The organism is Nocardiopsis listeri, assembly GCF_020741345.1.
Classification (GTDB): domain Bacteria; phylum Actinomycetota; class Actinomycetes; order Streptosporangiales; family Streptosporangiaceae; genus Nocardiopsis; species Nocardiopsis listeri_A.
In genome coordinates, this window is sequence record NZ_DYZD01000067.1 from 1 (window position 1) to 16,737 (window position 16,737).

At 67.6% G+C, this 16,737-nt stretch carries 17 protein-coding genes and 1 pseudogene; 14 read left to right on the forward strand and 4 right to left on the reverse strand.

Features of this window, described 5'->3' with window-relative positions:
• From K8V84_RS04275 to ccsB, 7 genes and pseudogenes are all read left to right on the forward strand, one after another.
• Window positions 1-672, forward strand: a pseudogene (locus K8V84_RS04275) (acetoin utilization protein AcuC); the annotation flags it as partial.
• A 180-nt stretch (window positions 673-852) separates the two neighbouring features.
• A complete protein-coding gene (locus K8V84_RS04280; RefSeq protein WP_304070642.1) occupies window positions 853-1,650 on the forward strand; it encodes a phosphatase in 798 nt (265 codons plus the stop codon).
• Between the two features lie 257 nt (window positions 1,651-1,907).
• Window positions 1,908-2,111: a helix-turn-helix domain-containing protein gene (locus K8V84_RS04285; protein ID WP_013155995.1), complete on the forward strand. Its 204-nt coding sequence runs from the start codon at window positions 1,908-1,910 to the stop codon at window positions 2,109-2,111.
• A gap of 233 nt (window positions 2,112-2,344) precedes the next feature.
• Complete coding sequence (locus K8V84_RS04290; protein WP_304070668.1) at window positions 2,345-3,100, forward strand: TlpA disulfide reductase family protein; 756 nt, start codon at window positions 2,345-2,347, stop codon at window positions 3,098-3,100.
• Window positions 3,100-3,900 (forward strand): cytochrome c biogenesis CcdA family protein, encoded by an 801-nt coding sequence (locus tag K8V84_RS04295; protein ID WP_304070670.1) that lies wholly within the window; start codon window positions 3,100-3,102, stop codon window positions 3,898-3,900. Before K8V84_RS04290 ends, K8V84_RS04295 begins: the two co-directional genes overlap by 1 nt.
• A 1-nt stretch (window position 3,901) precedes the next feature.
• A complete protein-coding gene (locus K8V84_RS04300; RefSeq protein WP_304070673.1) occupies window positions 3,902-5,512 on the forward strand; it encodes a cytochrome c biogenesis protein ResB in 1,611 nt (536 codons plus the stop codon).
• Window positions 5,509-6,501: a c-type cytochrome biogenesis protein CcsB gene (ccsB, locus tag K8V84_RS04305; RefSeq protein WP_304070676.1), complete on the forward strand. Its 993-nt coding sequence runs from the start codon at window positions 5,509-5,511 to the stop codon at window positions 6,499-6,501. Before K8V84_RS04300 ends, ccsB begins: the two co-directional genes overlap by 4 nt.
• 87 nt (window positions 6,502-6,588) lie before the next feature.
• Here ccsB and K8V84_RS04310 read toward each other — a convergent pair whose 3' ends face one another.
• Window positions 6,589-7,584, reverse strand: coding sequence for a LacI family DNA-binding transcriptional regulator (locus tag K8V84_RS04310; RefSeq protein ID WP_304070678.1), 996 nt, complete (start codon window positions 7,582-7,584; stop codon window positions 6,589-6,591).
• A 228-nt stretch (window positions 7,585-7,812) separates the two neighbouring features.
• On the opposite strand from K8V84_RS04310, the gene K8V84_RS04315 reads away from it, so the two are divergent.
• Window positions 7,813-9,144, forward strand: a complete 1,332-nt coding sequence (locus K8V84_RS04315) for a pectate lyase (protein WP_304070680.1) — start codon at window positions 7,813-7,815, stop codon at window positions 9,142-9,144.
• A gap of 94 nt (window positions 9,145-9,238) precedes the next feature.
• Here K8V84_RS04315 and K8V84_RS04320 read toward each other — a convergent pair whose 3' ends face one another.
• Together K8V84_RS04320 and K8V84_RS04325 are read right to left on the reverse strand one after the other, a co-directional pair.
• Entirely contained in the window at window positions 9,239-9,592 is a 354-nt protein-coding gene (locus K8V84_RS04320) for a PLD nuclease N-terminal domain-containing protein (RefSeq protein WP_304070683.1), read from the reverse strand.
• Between the two features lie 112 nt (window positions 9,593-9,704).
• The gene (locus K8V84_RS04325) at window positions 9,705-9,905 is read right to left on the reverse strand and encodes a BldC family transcriptional regulator (protein WP_017603819.1); all 201 of its coding nucleotides are present in this window, start codon (window positions 9,903-9,905) and stop codon (window positions 9,705-9,707) included.
• Between the two features lie 411 nt (window positions 9,906-10,316).
• Between K8V84_RS04325 and K8V84_RS04330 the strand changes: the two genes are divergently transcribed.
• A complete protein-coding gene (locus K8V84_RS04330) occupies window positions 10,317-10,733 on the forward strand; it encodes a DUF4229 domain-containing protein (RefSeq protein ID WP_304070688.1) in 417 nt (138 codons plus the stop codon).
• A 62-nt stretch (window positions 10,734-10,795) separates the two neighbouring features.
• Here the strand turns inward: K8V84_RS04330 and K8V84_RS04335 are convergent, their stop codons facing one another.
• On the reverse strand, window positions 10,796-12,064 hold the full coding sequence (locus K8V84_RS04335) for a delta-60 repeat domain-containing protein (protein WP_304070691.1): 1,269 nt from the start codon (window positions 12,062-12,064) through the stop codon (window positions 10,796-10,798).
• 292 nt (window positions 12,065-12,356) lie between these two features.
• Between K8V84_RS04335 and K8V84_RS04340 the strand changes: the two genes are divergently transcribed.
• The 5 genes from K8V84_RS04340 (at window position 12,357) to K8V84_RS04360 (ending at window position 16,718) form a co-directional block, all read left to right on the forward strand.
• On the forward strand, window positions 12,357-13,067 hold the full coding sequence (locus K8V84_RS04340; protein ID WP_304070692.1) for a demethylmenaquinone methyltransferase: 711 nt from the start codon (window positions 12,357-12,359) through the stop codon (window positions 13,065-13,067).
• A gap of 417 nt (window positions 13,068-13,484) precedes the next feature.
• A complete protein-coding gene (locus K8V84_RS04345; RefSeq protein WP_304070694.1) occupies window positions 13,485-14,789 on the forward strand; it encodes a geranylgeranyl reductase family protein in 1,305 nt (434 codons plus the stop codon).
• 210 nt (window positions 14,790-14,999) lie between these two features.
• The gene (locus K8V84_RS04350) at window positions 15,000-15,359 is read left to right on the forward strand and encodes an NADH-quinone oxidoreductase subunit A (protein ID WP_304070696.1); all 360 of its coding nucleotides are present in this window, start codon (window positions 15,000-15,002) and stop codon (window positions 15,357-15,359) included.
• A gap of 64 nt (window positions 15,360-15,423) precedes the next feature.
• Entirely contained in the window at window positions 15,424-15,969 is a 546-nt protein-coding gene (locus K8V84_RS04355; RefSeq protein ID WP_304070698.1) for an NADH-quinone oxidoreductase subunit B family protein, read from the forward strand.
• Between the two features lie 2 nt (window positions 15,970-15,971).
• Entirely contained in the window at window positions 15,972-16,718 is a 747-nt protein-coding gene (locus tag K8V84_RS04360; protein WP_304070699.1) for an NADH-quinone oxidoreductase subunit C, read from the forward strand.
• Window positions 16,719-16,737: the final 19 nt, after the last annotated feature.

Genomic DNA, 16,737 nt, shown 5'->3' on the forward strand with positions numbered 1-16,737 from the left:
GTCCACCACGGCGACGGCGTCCAGAAGGCCTTCTACAACGACCCGCGCGTGCTCACCATCAGCCTGCACGAGTCCCCGGTGACGCTGTTCCCCGGCACCGGCCAGGCCTCCGAGACGGGAGGTCCGGACGCCGAGGGCTACGCCGTGAACGTCGCCCTGCCCGCGGGTACCGGTGACACCGGCTGGCACCGTGCCTTCGACGCGGTCGTCCCGCCGCTGCTGCACGAGTTCCAGCCCGAGATCCTGGTGACCCAGCAGGGGTGCGACACCCACGCGCTGGACCCCCTGGCCAACCTCACGCTGAGTGTGGACGGTCAGCGTCGGGCCTACCAGGAACTGCACAAGCTGGCCCGCAAGACCGCGGGTGGCCGCTGGCTGCTGTTCGGCGGTGGCGGCTACGGCCTGGTCCACGTCGTGCCGAGAGCCTGGAGCCACCTGCTCGGCGAAGCGGCCGGCGCCCCCATCGATCCCGACCGCGAGACCCCGCAGCGGTGGCGCGACTTCGTACGCGAGCGCACCGGCGAACTCGCGCCGTTGTACATGACGGACGGACGCGAGGTCACCTTCACCCCCTTCGAGAACGGTTACGACCCGGGCGACCCCATCGACCGGGCCATCCACGCCACCCGCACCGCGATCTTCCCCAGCCACGGCATCGACCCGACCCTTTGAACCCCGGACCCACCTGATCGGGTCGTCGGGTCACACGATGGTTGAAATCCGCGTGTTCGCGGAGTGGCCGGCGATTGGCGGGTAGGAAGGGGGTTGATACCGGGCGAACGGGAGCCGGCGCCTTGGTGGCCGCCCGGCGTGTCACCGCGATCGCCGCTCAGGAGAGGAAGGGGAACGCAGGTGACGCCGCCGACACGCGCCGAACTCATCACCTATCTGGTTCGCACGGGGATCGCGGGGCATGTCGACACCCCACGGCAGAACAACCTGCGCCATTATCGAAGGCTCGTCCAGAAGGACCCCTATCACCAGTTCGGCCTGTCCTTCTCCCACGACTGGACCTTCAGCGAGGTCCTCTCACTGCTGAGCAAGCGGTGCGGTGTGGTGGACGACGAGGAGTACGTGTGGGGGATCGACACGATCGATCCGGACCGGACCATCGACGCGCTGGAGGCTCTCGCCGATCGGCTGGCGTTGGCGGCGGAACGCCGTGAACGCGTCATGTTCGCCACCGGTCACCCCCGCAACCTCCAGGAGACCTACGCCGCGTGGAAGGACGCGCTGGTCGAGCGTGGCTGCACCGTGATCACGGCGGCCGGCGGGTACTCCTACGAGGTGACCACCGAACGCCCGCCCAACCGACGGATCGTGGTCTGGCGAGACGACGTCGCCATCGTGACCGACGGCCGGCTGCCCCGGCACAGTCACCATCCGTTCGCCATGAGGGCGATTCTGAACGAGCTCGGAGACCGCGGTGAGGCATGGCCGCAGTTGGTCATCGCCGATCATGGATTCGCCGGGGCCGCGGGGGAGATGGGGGTGCCGACGGTGGGCTTCGCCGACTGCAACGACCCGGCCCTCTTCCTCGCCGAACACGAGGGAAAACTACTGGTCACGGTGCCTTTGGACGACGGTTATCTGACCGAGGACTACGCCCCTCTGCGGGATTACGTTCTCTCCCGGGCCGGGTTCCTCTGATCAGGGTGGGCCATTTATACCCACCGTTAAACCTCATCCGACCCGTGTTCAACGTATGACCCGGAAGCGGGCGCGAACGACCTTCCCTAGAAGGGAACTCGGCTCTACTCTGAAAACGGACGTGTCAGTAGTGACAGCGTGACACGCCGGCGTGGCGGTGGGGCGGACACGGTTTCCGGGGTCGTCCGACCCTCGTCCGGCGCGCCAGGGCTGAAGGGTAGACAATTGATCACGTCCGGGAATGAGGGCGTCGCAAGATGAACGGGAGCAAGCCGCCTCTCGAAGAGGTCAGGTTCTTGACCGTGGCGGAGGTCGCCACGATCATGCGCGTATCCAAGATGACCGTTTACCGAATGGTGCACTCGGGAGTTCTCCCCGCAATCCGTGTGGGGCGGTCCTACCGGGTCCCCGAACGTGCCGTACACGACTACCTCCGCGAGGCTTTCGTCGAGGCCGGTTGATCGGTGGGATCCGGGTGCGGGGCGAAACGCCCAACACCCGGACCACCACCCACCAAGGGGCGGTGCGTCCCCCGGCACCGTCCCCCATGGTGACCTTCCCTCGTCGACGGTCGCTCCGGGAACGGGCCGAACGGCTCTTGCCCCGGGGCGACGAAGGGCATCACAGGGCATCTACTACACTTTGTCGTTGTTGTAGTCCGCCCTGATCACACCCCGTTCGCGAGGTTTCCTGGATGCCCAGTACCAGTACGGGTACGCGACTCCGTCGTGCCGTGCCGCGCCTGTCGGCCGCCGCCTTGGCCGCGGTCCTCGCCTTGTCCGGATGCGCAGGGGGGACCGAGATCGAGAGCGGTGGCGAAGAGGACCGCTTCATCTCCGGTGACGGCAGCGCCACCGTCTTCGAGGCCGGTGAACGCGAACCCGCGCCCGACGTCGACGGAACCACCTTCGAGGGCGACGATCTCGCCCTCTCGGACTACGAGGGGCAGATCCTCGTCCTCAACGTGTGGGCCAGCTGGTGCGGACCCTGCCGAGCCGAACAGCCGGTGCTGGACGAGGTGCACACCGAGTACGAGGGCCTTGGTGTGGACTTCCTCGGTGTGAACATCAAGGACAACGAGACCGCCGCGCGGGCCTACGCCGAGAACAAGGGCGTGGCCTACCCGAGCCTGCACGACCAGCCGGGCGAGATCCCGCAGGCGTTCCGGGAGACGGTCCCGCCGCGCGCCATCCCGAGCACCCTGATCCTGGACCCGAACGGCGACATCGCCGCCCGGGTCATCGGCCCCACCACCTACGGGCAGCTCACCGAACTCCTCAACCCGTTGGTGGTCGAGTTCGACCTGGGCGACCCCGAGGAACGTCCTCGGGTCGCCGAGGAGGAGAGCGGTGACTACGGGGACGGGGACTCCGAGAGCGCCGAGGCCTCCGAGGACACGGAGGACGGCGCCGAGGCGGACGCCGAGGGCTCCGCCGAGGACGATGGCTGATGGATCCCATCGGCACCACGATCCTGTCCGGTTCGCTCCTGCTCGCCGCACCGCTGGCCCTGGCCGCGGGGCTGGTCTCCTTCCTCTCACCGTGCGTCCTGCCACTGGTGCCCGGATACCTCTCCTACGTGACCGGGATGAGCGGCTCGCACGTGCGGGAACGTCAGGAGGTGTCGGGAGACGGTGGAACCGTCACCGACATCGACACCGAACTCGCCTCCCGACGCTGGACGATGGTCACCGGAAGCGTCCTGTTCATCGTCGGGTTCAGCCTGGTGTTCATCGCCGTGGGCGGGTTCATCGGCTGGCTGGGCGACCTGTTCATGGCCTACACCGACCCCATCACCCGGGGGCTCGGCGTACTCACGATCGTGTTCGGGTCGGCCTTCATGGGGTTCCTGCCGGGGTTCGGCCGCGAGTTCCGGTTCCACCGCCTGCCCCGGGCCGGCCTGGCGGGCGCGCCCCTGCTCGGCGTCCTGTTCGGGCTGGGCTGGACCCCGTGCATCGGACCGACCCTGGCCGCCGTGCAGACCCTCGCCTTCGTCGAGGGCGGTGCCGGCCGCGGCATGCTCCTGTCCCTGATCTACTGCGTCGGCCTGGGCCTGCCCTTCATCCTGGCCTCGCTGCTCTACCGACGCGCGCTGAACTCCTTCGACCGACTCAAGCGCCACACCCGTACGGTCACGATGGTCGGCGGGGTCATGCTCGTCCTGGTCGGCCTGGCCATGGTCACGGGGTTGTGGACCGAGATGACCATCGCCATGCAGGGATGGGCCGCGAACTTCCAGACGGTGATCTGACTTGACCACGACCAAGACCGAAACACCGACCGACTCCGAGGAGAAGCCGCGTCCCGCCAAGGGCCTGGGCGTGCTGGGATGGGCGCGCTGGATCTGGCGCACGCTCACCTCGATGCGTACCGCGCTGATCCTGCTGTTCCTGCTGGCACTGGGCGCGATTCCCGGATCGATCCTGCCGCAGAACGTGGTGAGCGTCGACGAGGTCGCCTCCTACTTCCAGGAGCACCCGGAGCTGGCCCCCTGGCTCGACCGGCTCTACCTCTTCGACGTGTTCTCCTCGCCCTGGTACGGGGCCATCTACCTGCTGCTCTTCGTGTCGCTGGCCGGGTGCGTGATCCCGCGCGCCATCGTCCACGCCAAGGCGGTGCGCGCCAGGCCGGTGGCCACACCGCGCAACCTGGGCCGCATGCCGTACGTGGCGCGGTTCGGCACCGACGCCACCCCCGACACCGTCCTGGAACAGGCGCGCAAGGTCCTCAAGGGGTACCGGACCGAGCGCTACGGCGACTCGCTGTCCGCCGAGACCGGCTACCTGCGCGAGGCCGGGAACGTGCTGTTCCACCTGGCCCTGCTCGGGTTGCTCCTGGCGCTGGCCGCCGGTTCCTTCTTCGGCTACCGCGGCAACATGCTCATCGTGGAGGGCGACGGGTTCGCCAACACTCTGCCCTCCTACGACGCCATCTACCCGGGGCACTGGACCGACACCGACGAGTTCGCCCCGTTCACCATGCACCTGGACGAGTTCGAGGCCGGCTTCATCCAGGACGGGGACCTGCGGGGTCAGGCGGAGTCCTACGTCGCCGACATCACCTACACCGAGGAACCCGGTGGGAAGGAGAAGACCCACCGACTGGAGGTCAACCACCCGCTGAGCGTCGACGGCGTGCAGGTGTACCTGCTCGGCCACGGCTACGCCCCGCGGTTCGAGGTCCGCAACGCCGAAGGCGACCTGGTCTTCGACCAGGCGGTCCCGTTTTTGCACCGCGAGACCATGACCTACACCTCCGACGGGGTCATCAAGGTGCCCGACACCGGCGGGGAGGAACTCGGCTTCGTGGGCGTCTTCCTGCCCACCGCGGACGAGGACGCCGAAGGGGAACTGGTGTCCACCTACCCCGGCGCGGAGAACCCCAAGGTGACGCTGGACGCCTACCGGGGCGACCTCGGAATGGTCGACCCGCAGTCGGTCTACCAGCTCCAGACCTTGAACATGGAGGGGCTCGGCGAGTCTCCCGTGATGGCGGTCGGCGACACCTGGGAGCTTCCCGACGAGGCCGGATCGGTGACCTTCACCGGTGTCCAGGAGTACGTCACCCTGCAGAGCAACCGGGACGGAGCGCGGGTGCCCGCGCTCACCGCCGCGACCCTGGCCGTCGTCGGCCTGATCGTCACCCTGTTCGTGCGCCCCCGCCGAATCTGGGTGCGGGCCACCGAGGGCGAGGACGGACGGACCCGGGTGGAGCTGGCCGGACTCGGCAAGACCGAGGTGGCCGGCAACAACGCCGAGTTCCACGAGATCACCACACGGCTCGCCGGACGGCTCCGGAGTGAGTCCGACGACGACCCCACCAGCCCAACCGAAGAGTCGACCACACGAGGGAGTGACCGGTGACGAACACACTCGCCGCACCGGTGAACGAGAGCATGGCGTCGGCCAGTGACACGCTCATCATCGCGATGATCGTGACCTACGCCGCCGCGCTCTTCATGTTCGCGATCGAGGCCGCCTACGGCCGTCGTACCAAGCTCAAGGCCGGCCGCCTCATGCCGGTCGGCGCCGGAACCGTCGAGGGCGGCGACAGCGACATCGAGGTCAACGTCCGCACCGGTGAGGGGGAGGCACAGGCCTCCCAGAGCGTGCTCGGTCGCATCGCCCTCGGAGTCACCGCGCTGGGCTTCCTGTTCAGCCTCGCCCAGATCATCACCCGTGGCATCGCCGCCGGCCGCTGGCCATGGGGCAACATGTTCGAGTTCGTCGTGGCGATGTGCCTGGTCGCCGTCGGTGTTCTGCTGTTCGCCTCCTGGCGCTACCAGGCCCGCTTCCTCGGCGCCTTCGTGCTCGTCCCGGTGCTGCTCCTGCTCGGTATCGGCGTGCGCTGGCTGTACGTCGACCCGGGTCCGCTGATCCCGGCGCTGCATTCCTACTGGGTACCGATCCACGTGACCGCGGTGATCATCGCGGGCGGAGCGTTCATGGTCTCCGGTGTCGCCGGCATCACCTACCTGGTCTCGCACCGGGCCGAGGCCAAGAAGGCGCTGGGGGAGAAGGTCACCGGTATCGCCGGACGACTGCCCAGCCCGGAGCTGCTGGACCGCATCTCCCACCGGTTCATCCTGTTCGCCTTCCCGCTGTGGACCTTCGGCGTCATCGCCGGGTCGATCTGGGCCGACGAGGCCTGGGGTCGCTTCTGGGGCTGGGACCCCAAGGAGGTCTGGTCGTTCATCTCCTGGGTCATCTACGCGGCCTACCTGCACGCGCGGGTCACCGGTGGCTGGCGCGGTCCCAAGGCCACCTGGATCAACGTGCTCGGCTTCGCGACCGTCATGTTCAACTTCTTTGCGGTGAACTACATGTTCAGCGGGCTGCACTCCTACGCCTGACCCGAGGTGGAGAGCGAACGCGACTCTTGCGAGGGCGGCCCGAGACGATCGGGCCGCCCTTCGTCTTCTCCGGTGAGTACCGAGACGCTAACGGAGGCCCTTGCCGAGCCCCGGAGGCGCCGTTGATCCGCGGACGATCAGGGAGGTCTCCAGGGTGACCGTGCCCGTGGACCCCGCCGCGTCCACCGACCGCAGAAGGAGGTCGACCGCTCCGTGACCGGCTTCTGCGACCGGCATGGCCACCGTGGTCAGGGCGGGGCTGGAGTACCGGGCCACGTGGCTGTTGTCCACGCCGATCACGCTGAGGTCGCCCGGAACGTCGAGGCCGAGTTCGATGGCCCGCCGGACGAGACCGAAGGCGAGCAGGTCGTTGTGGGCCAGGACCGCGGTGGCACCACCGGCCACGACCTCGTCGGCCACGGCACGGCCGCCCTCCTCGGTCGGTGGGTTGGGACCCACGCGTTGGATCAGGATCCCGTGGTCCCGCGCGATGTGCTCGGTGGCGCGTTCGATCTCCCCACTGGTCCAGGCGCGCGAGGGGCCGCCCACCACGGCGATGTCCCGGTGGCCGAGCTCGACGAGGTGTTCCATGGCCCGACGGGCACCGGCTCCGACGTCCATCAGGACCCCGGACACCCCGCGCAGCCGTCGGTTCACCACGACCAGTGGGATCTCCCGCGCCAGTTCCGCTATGGCACGGTTGGTCAGGCGTGGTGCGACCAGCACGGCGCCGTCCACCTGTTTGGCCATGGACCGGACCAGTTCCTCCTCCACCCGGGCCTGCTCGTCGGTGTCGGCGATGAACACGTGGTAGTCGCGGGCGCGGGCCTGGGCCTGGGCGGCCTTGATCAGGGGAGGGAAGAAGGGGTTGGCGATGTCGGCGACGATGAGCCCGAGGTTGCCGGTCCTACTGGTGGACAGGGCCCGCGCCGCCCGGTTGGGGCGGTAGCCGAGTTCCTCTGCCGCGGCGAGGACGCGCGCGCGTGTTTCGGCGTTGACCAGGTGCGTCGCGGAGAAGGCCCGCGAGACCGTGGAGACGTGGACTCCGCTCACCCTGGCGACGTCCTTGATGGTGACGGCCACCCGTGGACTCCGTTCCGCTGTTCGGCCATGGTTACGGCAAGCGTTTGCTCCAAAAATCACCCTCGGATCTTGCCGCTTTTGTCATCCTGACCTATCGAAGGCCCGGCTTTCCAGCATTTTCCCGCAACAACTCGATCGAGGAGGGTTGACGGGGTCGGGAGTATCGGGGACGTTCATGCAAACGTTTGTACACGGGTCCCCGATCCGTCATCCCCCGGAGGAGCGTCGATGCGCAAACCGTCCCCGATTCCGTCCCTGACCTTGGCGGCCGTCCTGGCCACCACCACTCTCGTCGCCGCCGCCCCGGCGACCGCCGAAGCCGACGTCGATCCCCGCGGCATCGGTCGCGAGACCCTCCAGGAGGGTGACGGTTGGGGGTCGGCCGGATACGGAACGGCCGGCGGTTCCTCGGCCGCCCCCGAGGACGTCCACGTGGTCTCCACCTTCGAGGAGTTCCGCGACGCGGTCGGCGGCAAGGACGACGGCACCCCGAAGATCGTCTACGTCGACGGGCGCATCGACGCCAACACCGCCCCGGACGGCGCCCCACTGACGTGTGAGGACTACGCGGTCGACGGCTACACCCTGCAGGAGTACCTGGAGACCTATGACCCCGAGGTATGGGGCCGGGAGGATCCCGAGGGCCCCCTGGAAGAGGCGCGCCTGGCCTCCGCCGCGGCGCAGGCGGAGCGGATCCGCGTCGAGGTGGGATCCAACACCACCATCGTGGGGGTGGGCGACGACGCCGTCATCTCCGGTGCCAACCTGCGCGTCCACGACGTCGACAACGTCATCCTGCGCGGGCTGACCCTCTCCGACGCACACGACTGCTTCCCGGGCTGGGACCCCACCGATGGCGACAGCGGCAACTGGAACTCCGAGTACGACCAGGTGGAGGTCTCCGGGGCCACCAACGTGTGGGTGGACCACAACACCTTCGACGACGGTGACAACCCCGGTACCGAACTTCCCGAGTACTTCGGCCGCAAGTACGAGGTGCACGACGGGTTGCTCGACATCGTCCGGGAGAGCGACCTGGTGACGGTGTCCCGCAACCACTTCGAGGGCCGGGACAAGGCGATGTTGCTGGGCAATGGCGACGGCCGGACCACCGACCGCGGGTACCTGCGGGTGACCTACCGACACAACCACTTCGACGGGTTGGGGGAGCGGGCGCCCCGGGTGCGGTTCGGGCAGGTGCACGTCCACAACAACCTCTACACCGTCCGGAACCCGGAGCACTTCGGTTACAGCCTGGGGGTGGGCCTGGAGTCGCACTTGTACGCGGAGAACAACATCTTCGACCTGCACGACGGGATCGGGGCCGGCGAACTGCTCCACAACTGGGGCGGCACCGACATCGTGGAGCACGGGAACGTGACGATGTCGGAGGGCGGCGGTCGCCTCACCCCGGTGGACCTGGTCGCCGAGCACAACGCGAGCCGACCGAACGCGCCGCTGGGCACCGGACTCACCTGGGTGCCGCAGTTCACGGCCGAGGTCGAACCGGTGCACGCGATCCGCGGGCTGGCGAGGGAGGTCGGAGCCGGGCTCCTGTGAAGTGCTCGCCCACTCCCTGAAACACGTTGGGGCCGCACCCCGGAATTCGGGTGCGGCCCCAACGTCGGTTCACGCGGCGATACCGCTCGGGCGACTAGTCCTCAGGGTCGATCCGTCGGTTCAAACGACGGAGGAACTCCGGATCGTCGTCGGGCCCGAGCGGGTGCGGGCTGCCGGAAGGTTCGGAGAAGTCGGACGGGTCAAGGTCGTCCGCGGACACGGCCTGGGTCGGAGTGGGCGCGTCACCCGGCACGGAAGCGGTCTTGCGTGGTCGGCCGAGGAAGAACCAGAGGATCCACCCCACGGGTACGAACAGTGCGATGACGACCAGCCACAGGATCTTCGGCAGGTTCCGAGCTTCCTGGGCAGGGGTGGTCAACGCGTCGAAGAACGCGTACACCCATAGAACGATCGATACGAGCGTGATCAGGCCACCGAGCCACACCATGGTTCCAGCCTACTCTCGCTGTCCACTCCTCATGGCCGGGCCCGGCCCAGGGATGCGGGAGACCCCGCGGAGCGGGTGCCCGGGGCCGTCGAGGACGTTGCTCCGCCTTGGGTCAGGGGGTGGTCTCGCTGGGCTCCCCGAGGAGGAGCGCCCGTACCTCGGACTCCCGGAAACGGCGGTGTCCGCCAGGAGTGCGGATGCTGCTGATCCGCCCGGATGCGGCCCAGCGGGTCACGGTCTTGGGATCAACCCGGAAGAGTGAGGCCACTTCCCCGGGGGTCAACAGGCGTTCGCTTGCTCGTTCCACCTTCACATTCCCCCAATCATGCCCGCCTTGTGTGAGGGGCCGGCGGGCGTTTGATCCCCTAGTGTGCACGAGTTGGACCGTTTCCTCCCTAGTTTTCGGAGAAATTACGGCGATCGGGGGATAGCTGGGGGATATGTGATCGGAACGTGATGTTCGGTCCCCACTGTCGGGATTGAAACATCCCACGAATACCCGTGTCCGATGCCTTGAGCGCCCCGTTCCAACAGCGACGGAACACACCCGGACCTGGTGCACGATGCCCGAAGCAGGCCCTTAACCTGGGATGAGGGCCGTCTGACCGGGACACCACCCCTTCTGCCGCGCTCGTCCGGCTCGGCCGTACACGCACGTGAACGTGCGTGGATGGGTGTGCTGACCAATCTAGTGCAGGTAATCGTCTGTTGTGAGGCTTTTTCGATGCGTAGCTGGTTGACCTATACCGCCGCCCGTGTGGCGCTCTTCGCGGGCGCCTTCGGAGTCGTCTACCTGTTCGGCGCGAGGTCCTGGGTCGCGCTGATCCTGGCGTGGGTGATCAGCGGTCTGGCCTCCTATGTCCTGTTGTCGAAGTGGCGCGACAGTATGTCGAGCTCCGTCGTCGAATGGTCGAACAAGCGCAAGGAAGAATCGGTGGGCGACCGTCTGGTCGGCGGTGCCGCCCGCGAGGACGAGATCCAGGAGGAGCTCCTGAGCGCCCGGGAGGAGAAGGCATCCGAGAGCGCCGACTCCGACGAGGCGATCACCGACGAGAGCGCCTCCGGTACCGCCGCAGAGGCCGAGGCCGGGTCCGACCCTGAGATCGAGGCCGAGCCCAAGGCGGACAAGCCCGTCAAGTAGTCCCAGGAGACGACGGGGTGGCCGCCGCTCCACGCGGCCACCACCCCGATGAGGATCCGACCTCAGGAGGCCGGGAACATGCCCAGGCGGGCGTGGTGGGAGCCGCCCAGCCGTTCGGTGTCACTGCCCACGTACAGCCCGTCGGAGGTCGCGTGCAGGGCCTCCACCCCGTGGCCCCGCGAGCGGCCGGGGTTCCACCCCAGGGCGCGCCCGGAGGTCGGGTCCACCGCCGCGATCCCCTCACGCTCCACGGAACCGGGGCCCGGGTTGAGGGCGCCCTGCTCGTTGTCCATCCATCGCTGGTGGCCGCCCACGTAGACGGCGTCGGACGTGACCTCGACCGAGTAGAGGGAGTCCCCACCGGTCAGGTTGGTCCAGGTGGGTTCGGCGTCCGGGGTGGAGTCGTTCTCGAACCGGGCGGTGGACTTGCACAACCCCGGCTTGACCTGCGGGCCGCCCGCGGTCACCACCGCGAAGTAGGAACCGTCGGGGGAGAAGTCCATCTGCCGCATGTAGGTGTGCATGGGCTTGTAGTCGCAGGGTTCTTCGTAGGCCGAGGTCGACCACGGGGTGGGGCCCGCGGAGTCGGTGTCGATCATGGCGATCTGGTAGCGGTCCTCGCCGTCCACCTTGGTGAAGGTCCCGTTGACGGCCAGACGTCGCCCGTCGGGGCTCAGGGCCAGCTCCTGCACGCGCAGGCTTCCGCGCCGCTGCTCGGAGATGGTCGGGGCGAAGTCGGCGTCGACGGACCCGTCGGTGGCGTCGACACGGGCCAGGCCGGTACGGCTCTCTCCGTTCACCGCGGAGAAGTCGCCGCCGAGGTAGACGTCGGTACCGTCGGAGGCGAGACGGTACACGCTCCCGTTGCCCACGGTGGCGTCGAACCCGTCGACGTTCTCCCCGGCCGTGGCGTCGATCCGGGCCACGCCCCGGCTGCTCTTCCCGTTGACCTGATCGAAGCGTCCGCCGAGGATCACCGAGCCGTCCGGCCCTTCGGCCAGGGAGTTGACGATCCCGTTCACCGAGGGGGTGAAGTCCTCCAGGATCTCCCCGCTGCCATGACGGAACGCGAACAGGTTGCGCCGATCGTGCGTGCCGTCGCCGCCCGCGTCGGAGACCCGCCCGAAGTCACCGGCGACCACGACGGTGTCACCGATCCGGAGGATGTCCTTGACCGAGCCGTCCAGTACGTGTGGCGTCCAACCCACGGGGCTTTCGCCGACCACGCCCTGGTGGGGCGCGGCGGCGGCCGGAGCGGCGGTCGCGACACCGAGTGGAAACAGGAGCAGAGAGCCCATGGTCAGGGCGACGAACGATCGGGCCGGTTTCACGGGGTTCTCTCCTTGAACGCGGGAACGGCTGCGGCGCCTCTCATTCTTGCATGAAGTAGTTGATTGACTACGTCTGGTGACTAATCTTCCGCATGGTCCATAGTCCCTTTCGGGCGTAGTCGGCGAAGACGCGCCGCCATTGGCCGCAGCGCCTGTTCCCGGATGGACGTGCGTTCGGACTACCTTCCTCGGGTCCTCTTGGAGGGCGGGCGGTATGGGGAGTGCCAGGTCTGAACCCGTCCCGGGCGAGGGTGGTCCCGGACGCCTGTCAGGCCCCCTTAGTCTTGTTGCCATGACCCGCGCGAAGCTCGACAAGCAGCCCAAGGACGTCGCAGCGATGTTCGACGGCATCGCAGAGAACTACGACCTCGTCAACGACGTCATCTCGCTCGGCCAGGATCGTGCCTGGCGTCGGGCCGTGGTGGACGCGGTCGACGCCCACAGCGGTGAGCTGGTCCTGGACCTGGCCGCGGGCACCGGAACCTCCTCGGAGTCCTTCATCAAGAAGGGCGCCCGCGTCATCGCCTGCGACTTCTCCCTCGGCATGCTCGGCAAGGGCGCCGAGCGAAGGGGGGGAGCCTCGCGCGGTGGAGTGACGTTCGTGGCCGGCGACGCGCTGTCGCTGCCGTTCGCCGACGAGACCTTCGACGCGGTGACCATCTCCTTCGGTCTGCGCAACGTCGCCGACGTGGACCAGGCCCTGCGCGAGCTGCAGCGGGTGACCAAGGTCGGCGGCCGGTTGGTCATCTGCGAGTTCAGCCACATCCCGGTGGAGTTCGTCGACAAGCTCTACTCGACCTACCTGATGGCGGCGCTGCCCAAGGTCGCCGGTGTCTTCTCCGGGCGGAGCGAGGCCTACGACTACCTGTCGGAGTCGATCATGGCCTGGCCGGACCAGGCGGAGCTGTCCAAGTACCTTCAGACGGCCGGTTGGTCGCGGGTGGCCTGGCGCAACCTGACGCTGGGCATGGTGGCACTGCATCGCGGCTTCCGGGAAAAGTAAAATCCGACATAACGCCCAAGTGGATATGTTGTTCGCTTAGGCCGTCAAAGCTCTTGAACCCCAAGGAAATCTGTTCCTTGGGGTTCTTTATGTTACTCGTGAGTCACTTGTGTCGGTTTATCCGCCATGAGCTGGGCTGTCGTCGTCGAGTGACGCTTTGATGCCGGCTGTGGTGGTTATGGGTTCAATATCCGGTTTCTTGAAGAACGGGCCCCGGGTGTCGCCTCTTGGCTCTTGGGGGGCTAGACTTCGGAAAAGAGGCTTGTGAAGTGCTTCACAAGCGCACGAGGCTTAGGACACATGGCCCTATGCCGGACAAGTCGGAAGTCCCGAACCGACCCATAACACCCCCGTGAGCGGGTCGACCCCGCACTGGCCCGCCACGGTAGGACCGCGCGAGTAGTCGAGGACCCACCCGTGAGTGAGACAGCCACCTCCGCTCCCAGAGGCCGCGAGCGGATCGAGTACGACGCCGACGTCATCGTCGTCGGCGCCGGCCCCGCTGGTGCCACCACCGCCTACTACCTGGCTCAGGCCGGACTGGACGTCCTCCTCCTGGAGAAGACCTCCTTCCCACGGGAGAAGGTCTGCGGTGACGGACTGACCCCCAGAGCCGTGAAACAGCTCACCTCGATGGGCATCACCTTCGAGGACGAGGGCTGGATCAAGAACCACGGCCTGCGCATCGTCGGCGCCGGCGTCCGACTCGAACTCCCCTGGCCTGAACTGGCCGCCTACCCCGGGTACGGACTCGTCCGCACCCGCTACGACTTCGACCAGATCCTGGTCGAGCGGGCGGTCGGCGCCGGGGTGAAGCTCCTGGAGCGCACCAACGTCACCGGCCCCATCATGGACGAGCGCAGCAACCGCATCGTCGGTGTGCGCGCCAAGAACGCCGACCGCGAACCCGTGAGTTTCCAGGCGCCGCTGGTCGTGGCCGCCGACGGCAACTCCTCCCGCCTCTCCGTGGCCATGGGCATCCGTAAGCGTGACGACCGCCCCATGGGCGTGGCCGTGCGCACCTACTTCGAAAGCCCCCGCCACGACGACGACTACCTGGAGTCCTGGCTGGAGCTGTGGGACCGCAGCGGTGACAAGGACGTCCTCCTGCCCGGCTACGGCTGGGTCTTCGGTGTCGGTGACGGCACCAGCAACGTCGGCCTGGGCATCCTCAACTCCACCGCCGCCTTCCAGGACGTGGACTACCGCAAGCTGCTGCGCCGGTGGACCGACTCGATGCCCGAGGAGTGGGGCTTCAACGACGAGAACCGGAAGGGCAAGATCCTCGGCGCGGCGCTGCCGATGGGCTTCAACCGGGTTCCGCACTACTCGCGCGGGCTGATGCTGGTCGGTGACGCGGGCGGCATGGTCAACCCCTTCAACGGGGAGGGCATCGCCTACGCCATGGAGGCCGGCCAGATCGCCGCGGACGTGATCGTGCAGTCGCACGGTCGCACCACCCGGCAGACCCGGGAACGCGTCCTGCTGAGCTACCCGGAGATCCTCGCCGACACCTACGGCGGCTACTACACGCTCGGTCGCTACTTCGTGAAGGTCATCGGTCAGCCCGAGTTCATGAAGTACGCGACCAAGTACGGGTTGCGTCAGCGCACCCTCATGAAGTTCGTGCTGAAGATGCTCGCCAACCTCACCGAGCCGAGCAAGGGCGACGCCATGGACCGGGTGATCAACGGTTTGAGCAAGATGGCGCCCGCGGCCTGACCCGCGGTTTCTCGCGACGCCAAAAAGAGCATGGGTCGACGCTATCGCGGAGGCCCCCATAAGCACAGCGTTCTCGTGATCGGCGCCCCTTCGGGTGCTTTCGAAAAGGTGCCCTTCACACCGAAAAGGATTCGGGACATGCAGGTGAAAACGTTCACAAGACCGCCGGGCGCGCGCCCCGGCGGGCCGTTCAGCGGAGGAGGGTGAGCCGTGGAGCTGTACACACCGGTACTCGTGCTCGGCGGGATCGGCGCCGGCTTCGTGGTGTTGTCGATGGTCGCCGGAGCGATCATGGGCCCCAAGCGCTACAACCGGGCCAAGATGCAGGCCTACGAGTGCGGCATCGAGCCGACCCCGCAACCGGCGGGCGGCGGCCGTTTCACCGTCAAGTACTACATGACGGCCATGATGTTCATCGTCTTCGACATCGAGATCATCTTCCTCATCCCCTGGGCGATCCACTTCGACGCCCTCGGTTGGTTCGGTCTGATCGCGATCATCCTCTTCCTGGTGAACGTCTCCATCGCCTACGCCTACGAGTGGCGCCGCGGAGGCCTCGAATGGGACTGACCCGCGCACACCACCCCCAGGCACCAAAGACCCGGCAGTTCAGCCTTGAGGAGGTCCGAAGCTGATGGGACTCGAAGAGAAACTCCCCGCGGGGATCGCGCTCACCACGGTCGAGCAGGTCGTCGGACTCGCACGTAAGACCTCCATGTGGCCGGCCACGTTCGGTCTGGCCTGCTGCGCGATCGAGATGATGTCGGTCGGCGGCCCCCACTACGACCTGGCCCGCTTCGGCATGGAGAAGTTCGGCGCCACCCCTCGACAGGCCGACCTGATGGTCGTCGCCGGACGCGTGAGCCAGAAGATGGCGCCGGTCCTGCGGCAGATCTACGACCAGATGCCCGAACCCAAGTGGGTCATCGCGATGGGCGTGTGCGCGTCCAGCGGAGGCATGTTCAACAACTACGCGATCGTCCAGGGCGTGGACCACATCGTCCCCGTCGACATCTACCTGCCGGGCTGCCCGCCCAGGCCGGAGATGTTCCTGGACGCCGTGCTCAAGCTCCACGACAAGGTGCAGAACACCAAGCTCGGCGCCCACCGGGAGCAGGAGATCACCGAGACCGAGGAGCGGATGCTCCGTCATTCGCTGCCGCTGGTGACCAAGGACTGATCATGAGCAACGAGTACGAGCGCGACCGCGACGAGTCGGCGGAGAACCTGCCCGACCAGCGCGGACGTGAACGGTTGGCCGCACCGGTCAAGCGAACCGGAATGTTCGGGTCGACGACCACGGGGGACACCTCCGGGTTCGGTGGGCTGAAGGTGCGGGGGAGCGCTCCCGTCCACAGCAGTCGGCCCTTCACCGACCCCGACGACCCGCGCACCGCCGATTTCGACCGGGTCGCCGACGACCTGGAGGCGGCGCTGAACGCCCTGGAACGGGCGGACCTCGTCGAACGGGTCGAGGTGGCGGTCGGGGAGATCACCTTCCACGTCCGCCGCGAGGGCCTCCTGGAGCTGGTCCGGGTGCTGCGCGACGATCCCGCCCTGCGCTACGAGCTGTGCACCGGCGTGATCGGGGTGCACTACCCCGACCAGGTCGGACGCGAGCTGCACGCGGTCTACCACTTCCGGTCGATCACCCACAACAGCGAGATCCGGGTCGAGACCACCTGTCCCGACGCCGACCCGCACGTGCCCTCCATCGTGTCGGTCTACCCGACCAACGACTGGCACGAGCGCGAGGCCTGGGACTTCTTCGGGATCGTCTTCGACGACCACCCGTCCCTGACCCGTATCCAGATGCCCGACGACTGGGACGGCCACCCCCAGCGCAAGGACTACCCACTGGGCGGCGTCCCGGTCGAGTACCGGGGCGCGACCGTGCCCCCACCGGACGAGCGGCGGGACTACAAGTGAACCGCCCGGCCACCACACG

Coding starts and splice junctions, on each gene's coding strand:
- K8V84_RS04285 (WP_013155995.1), top strand. CDS start 1,908: ATGAACGGGAGCAAGCCGCCTCTCGAAGAGGTCAGGTTCTTGACCGTG.
- K8V84_RS04290 (WP_304070668.1), top strand. CDS start 2,345: ATGCCCAGTACCAGTACGGGTACGCGACTCCGTCGTGCCGTGCCGCGC.
- K8V84_RS04295 (WP_304070670.1), top strand. CDS start 3,100: ATGGATCCCATCGGCACCACGATCCTGTCCGGTTCGCTCCTGCTCGCC.
- K8V84_RS04315 (WP_304070680.1), top strand. CDS start 7,813: ATGCGCAAACCGTCCCCGATTCCGTCCCTGACCTTGGCGGCCGTCCTG.
- K8V84_RS04320 (WP_304070683.1), bottom strand. CDS start 9,592: ATGGTGTGGCTCGGTGGCCTGATCACGCTCGTATCGATCGTTCTATGG.
- K8V84_RS04330 (WP_304070688.1), top strand. CDS start 10,317: ATGCGTAGCTGGTTGACCTATACCGCCGCCCGTGTGGCGCTCTTCGCG.
- K8V84_RS04340 (WP_304070692.1), top strand. CDS start 12,357: ATGACCCGCGCGAAGCTCGACAAGCAGCCCAAGGACGTCGCAGCGATG.
- K8V84_RS04355 (WP_304070698.1), top strand. CDS start 15,424: ATGGGACTCGAAGAGAAACTCCCCGCGGGGATCGCGCTCACCACGGTC.
- K8V84_RS04360 (WP_304070699.1), top strand. CDS start 15,972: ATGAGCAACGAGTACGAGCGCGACCGCGACGAGTCGGCGGAGAACCTG.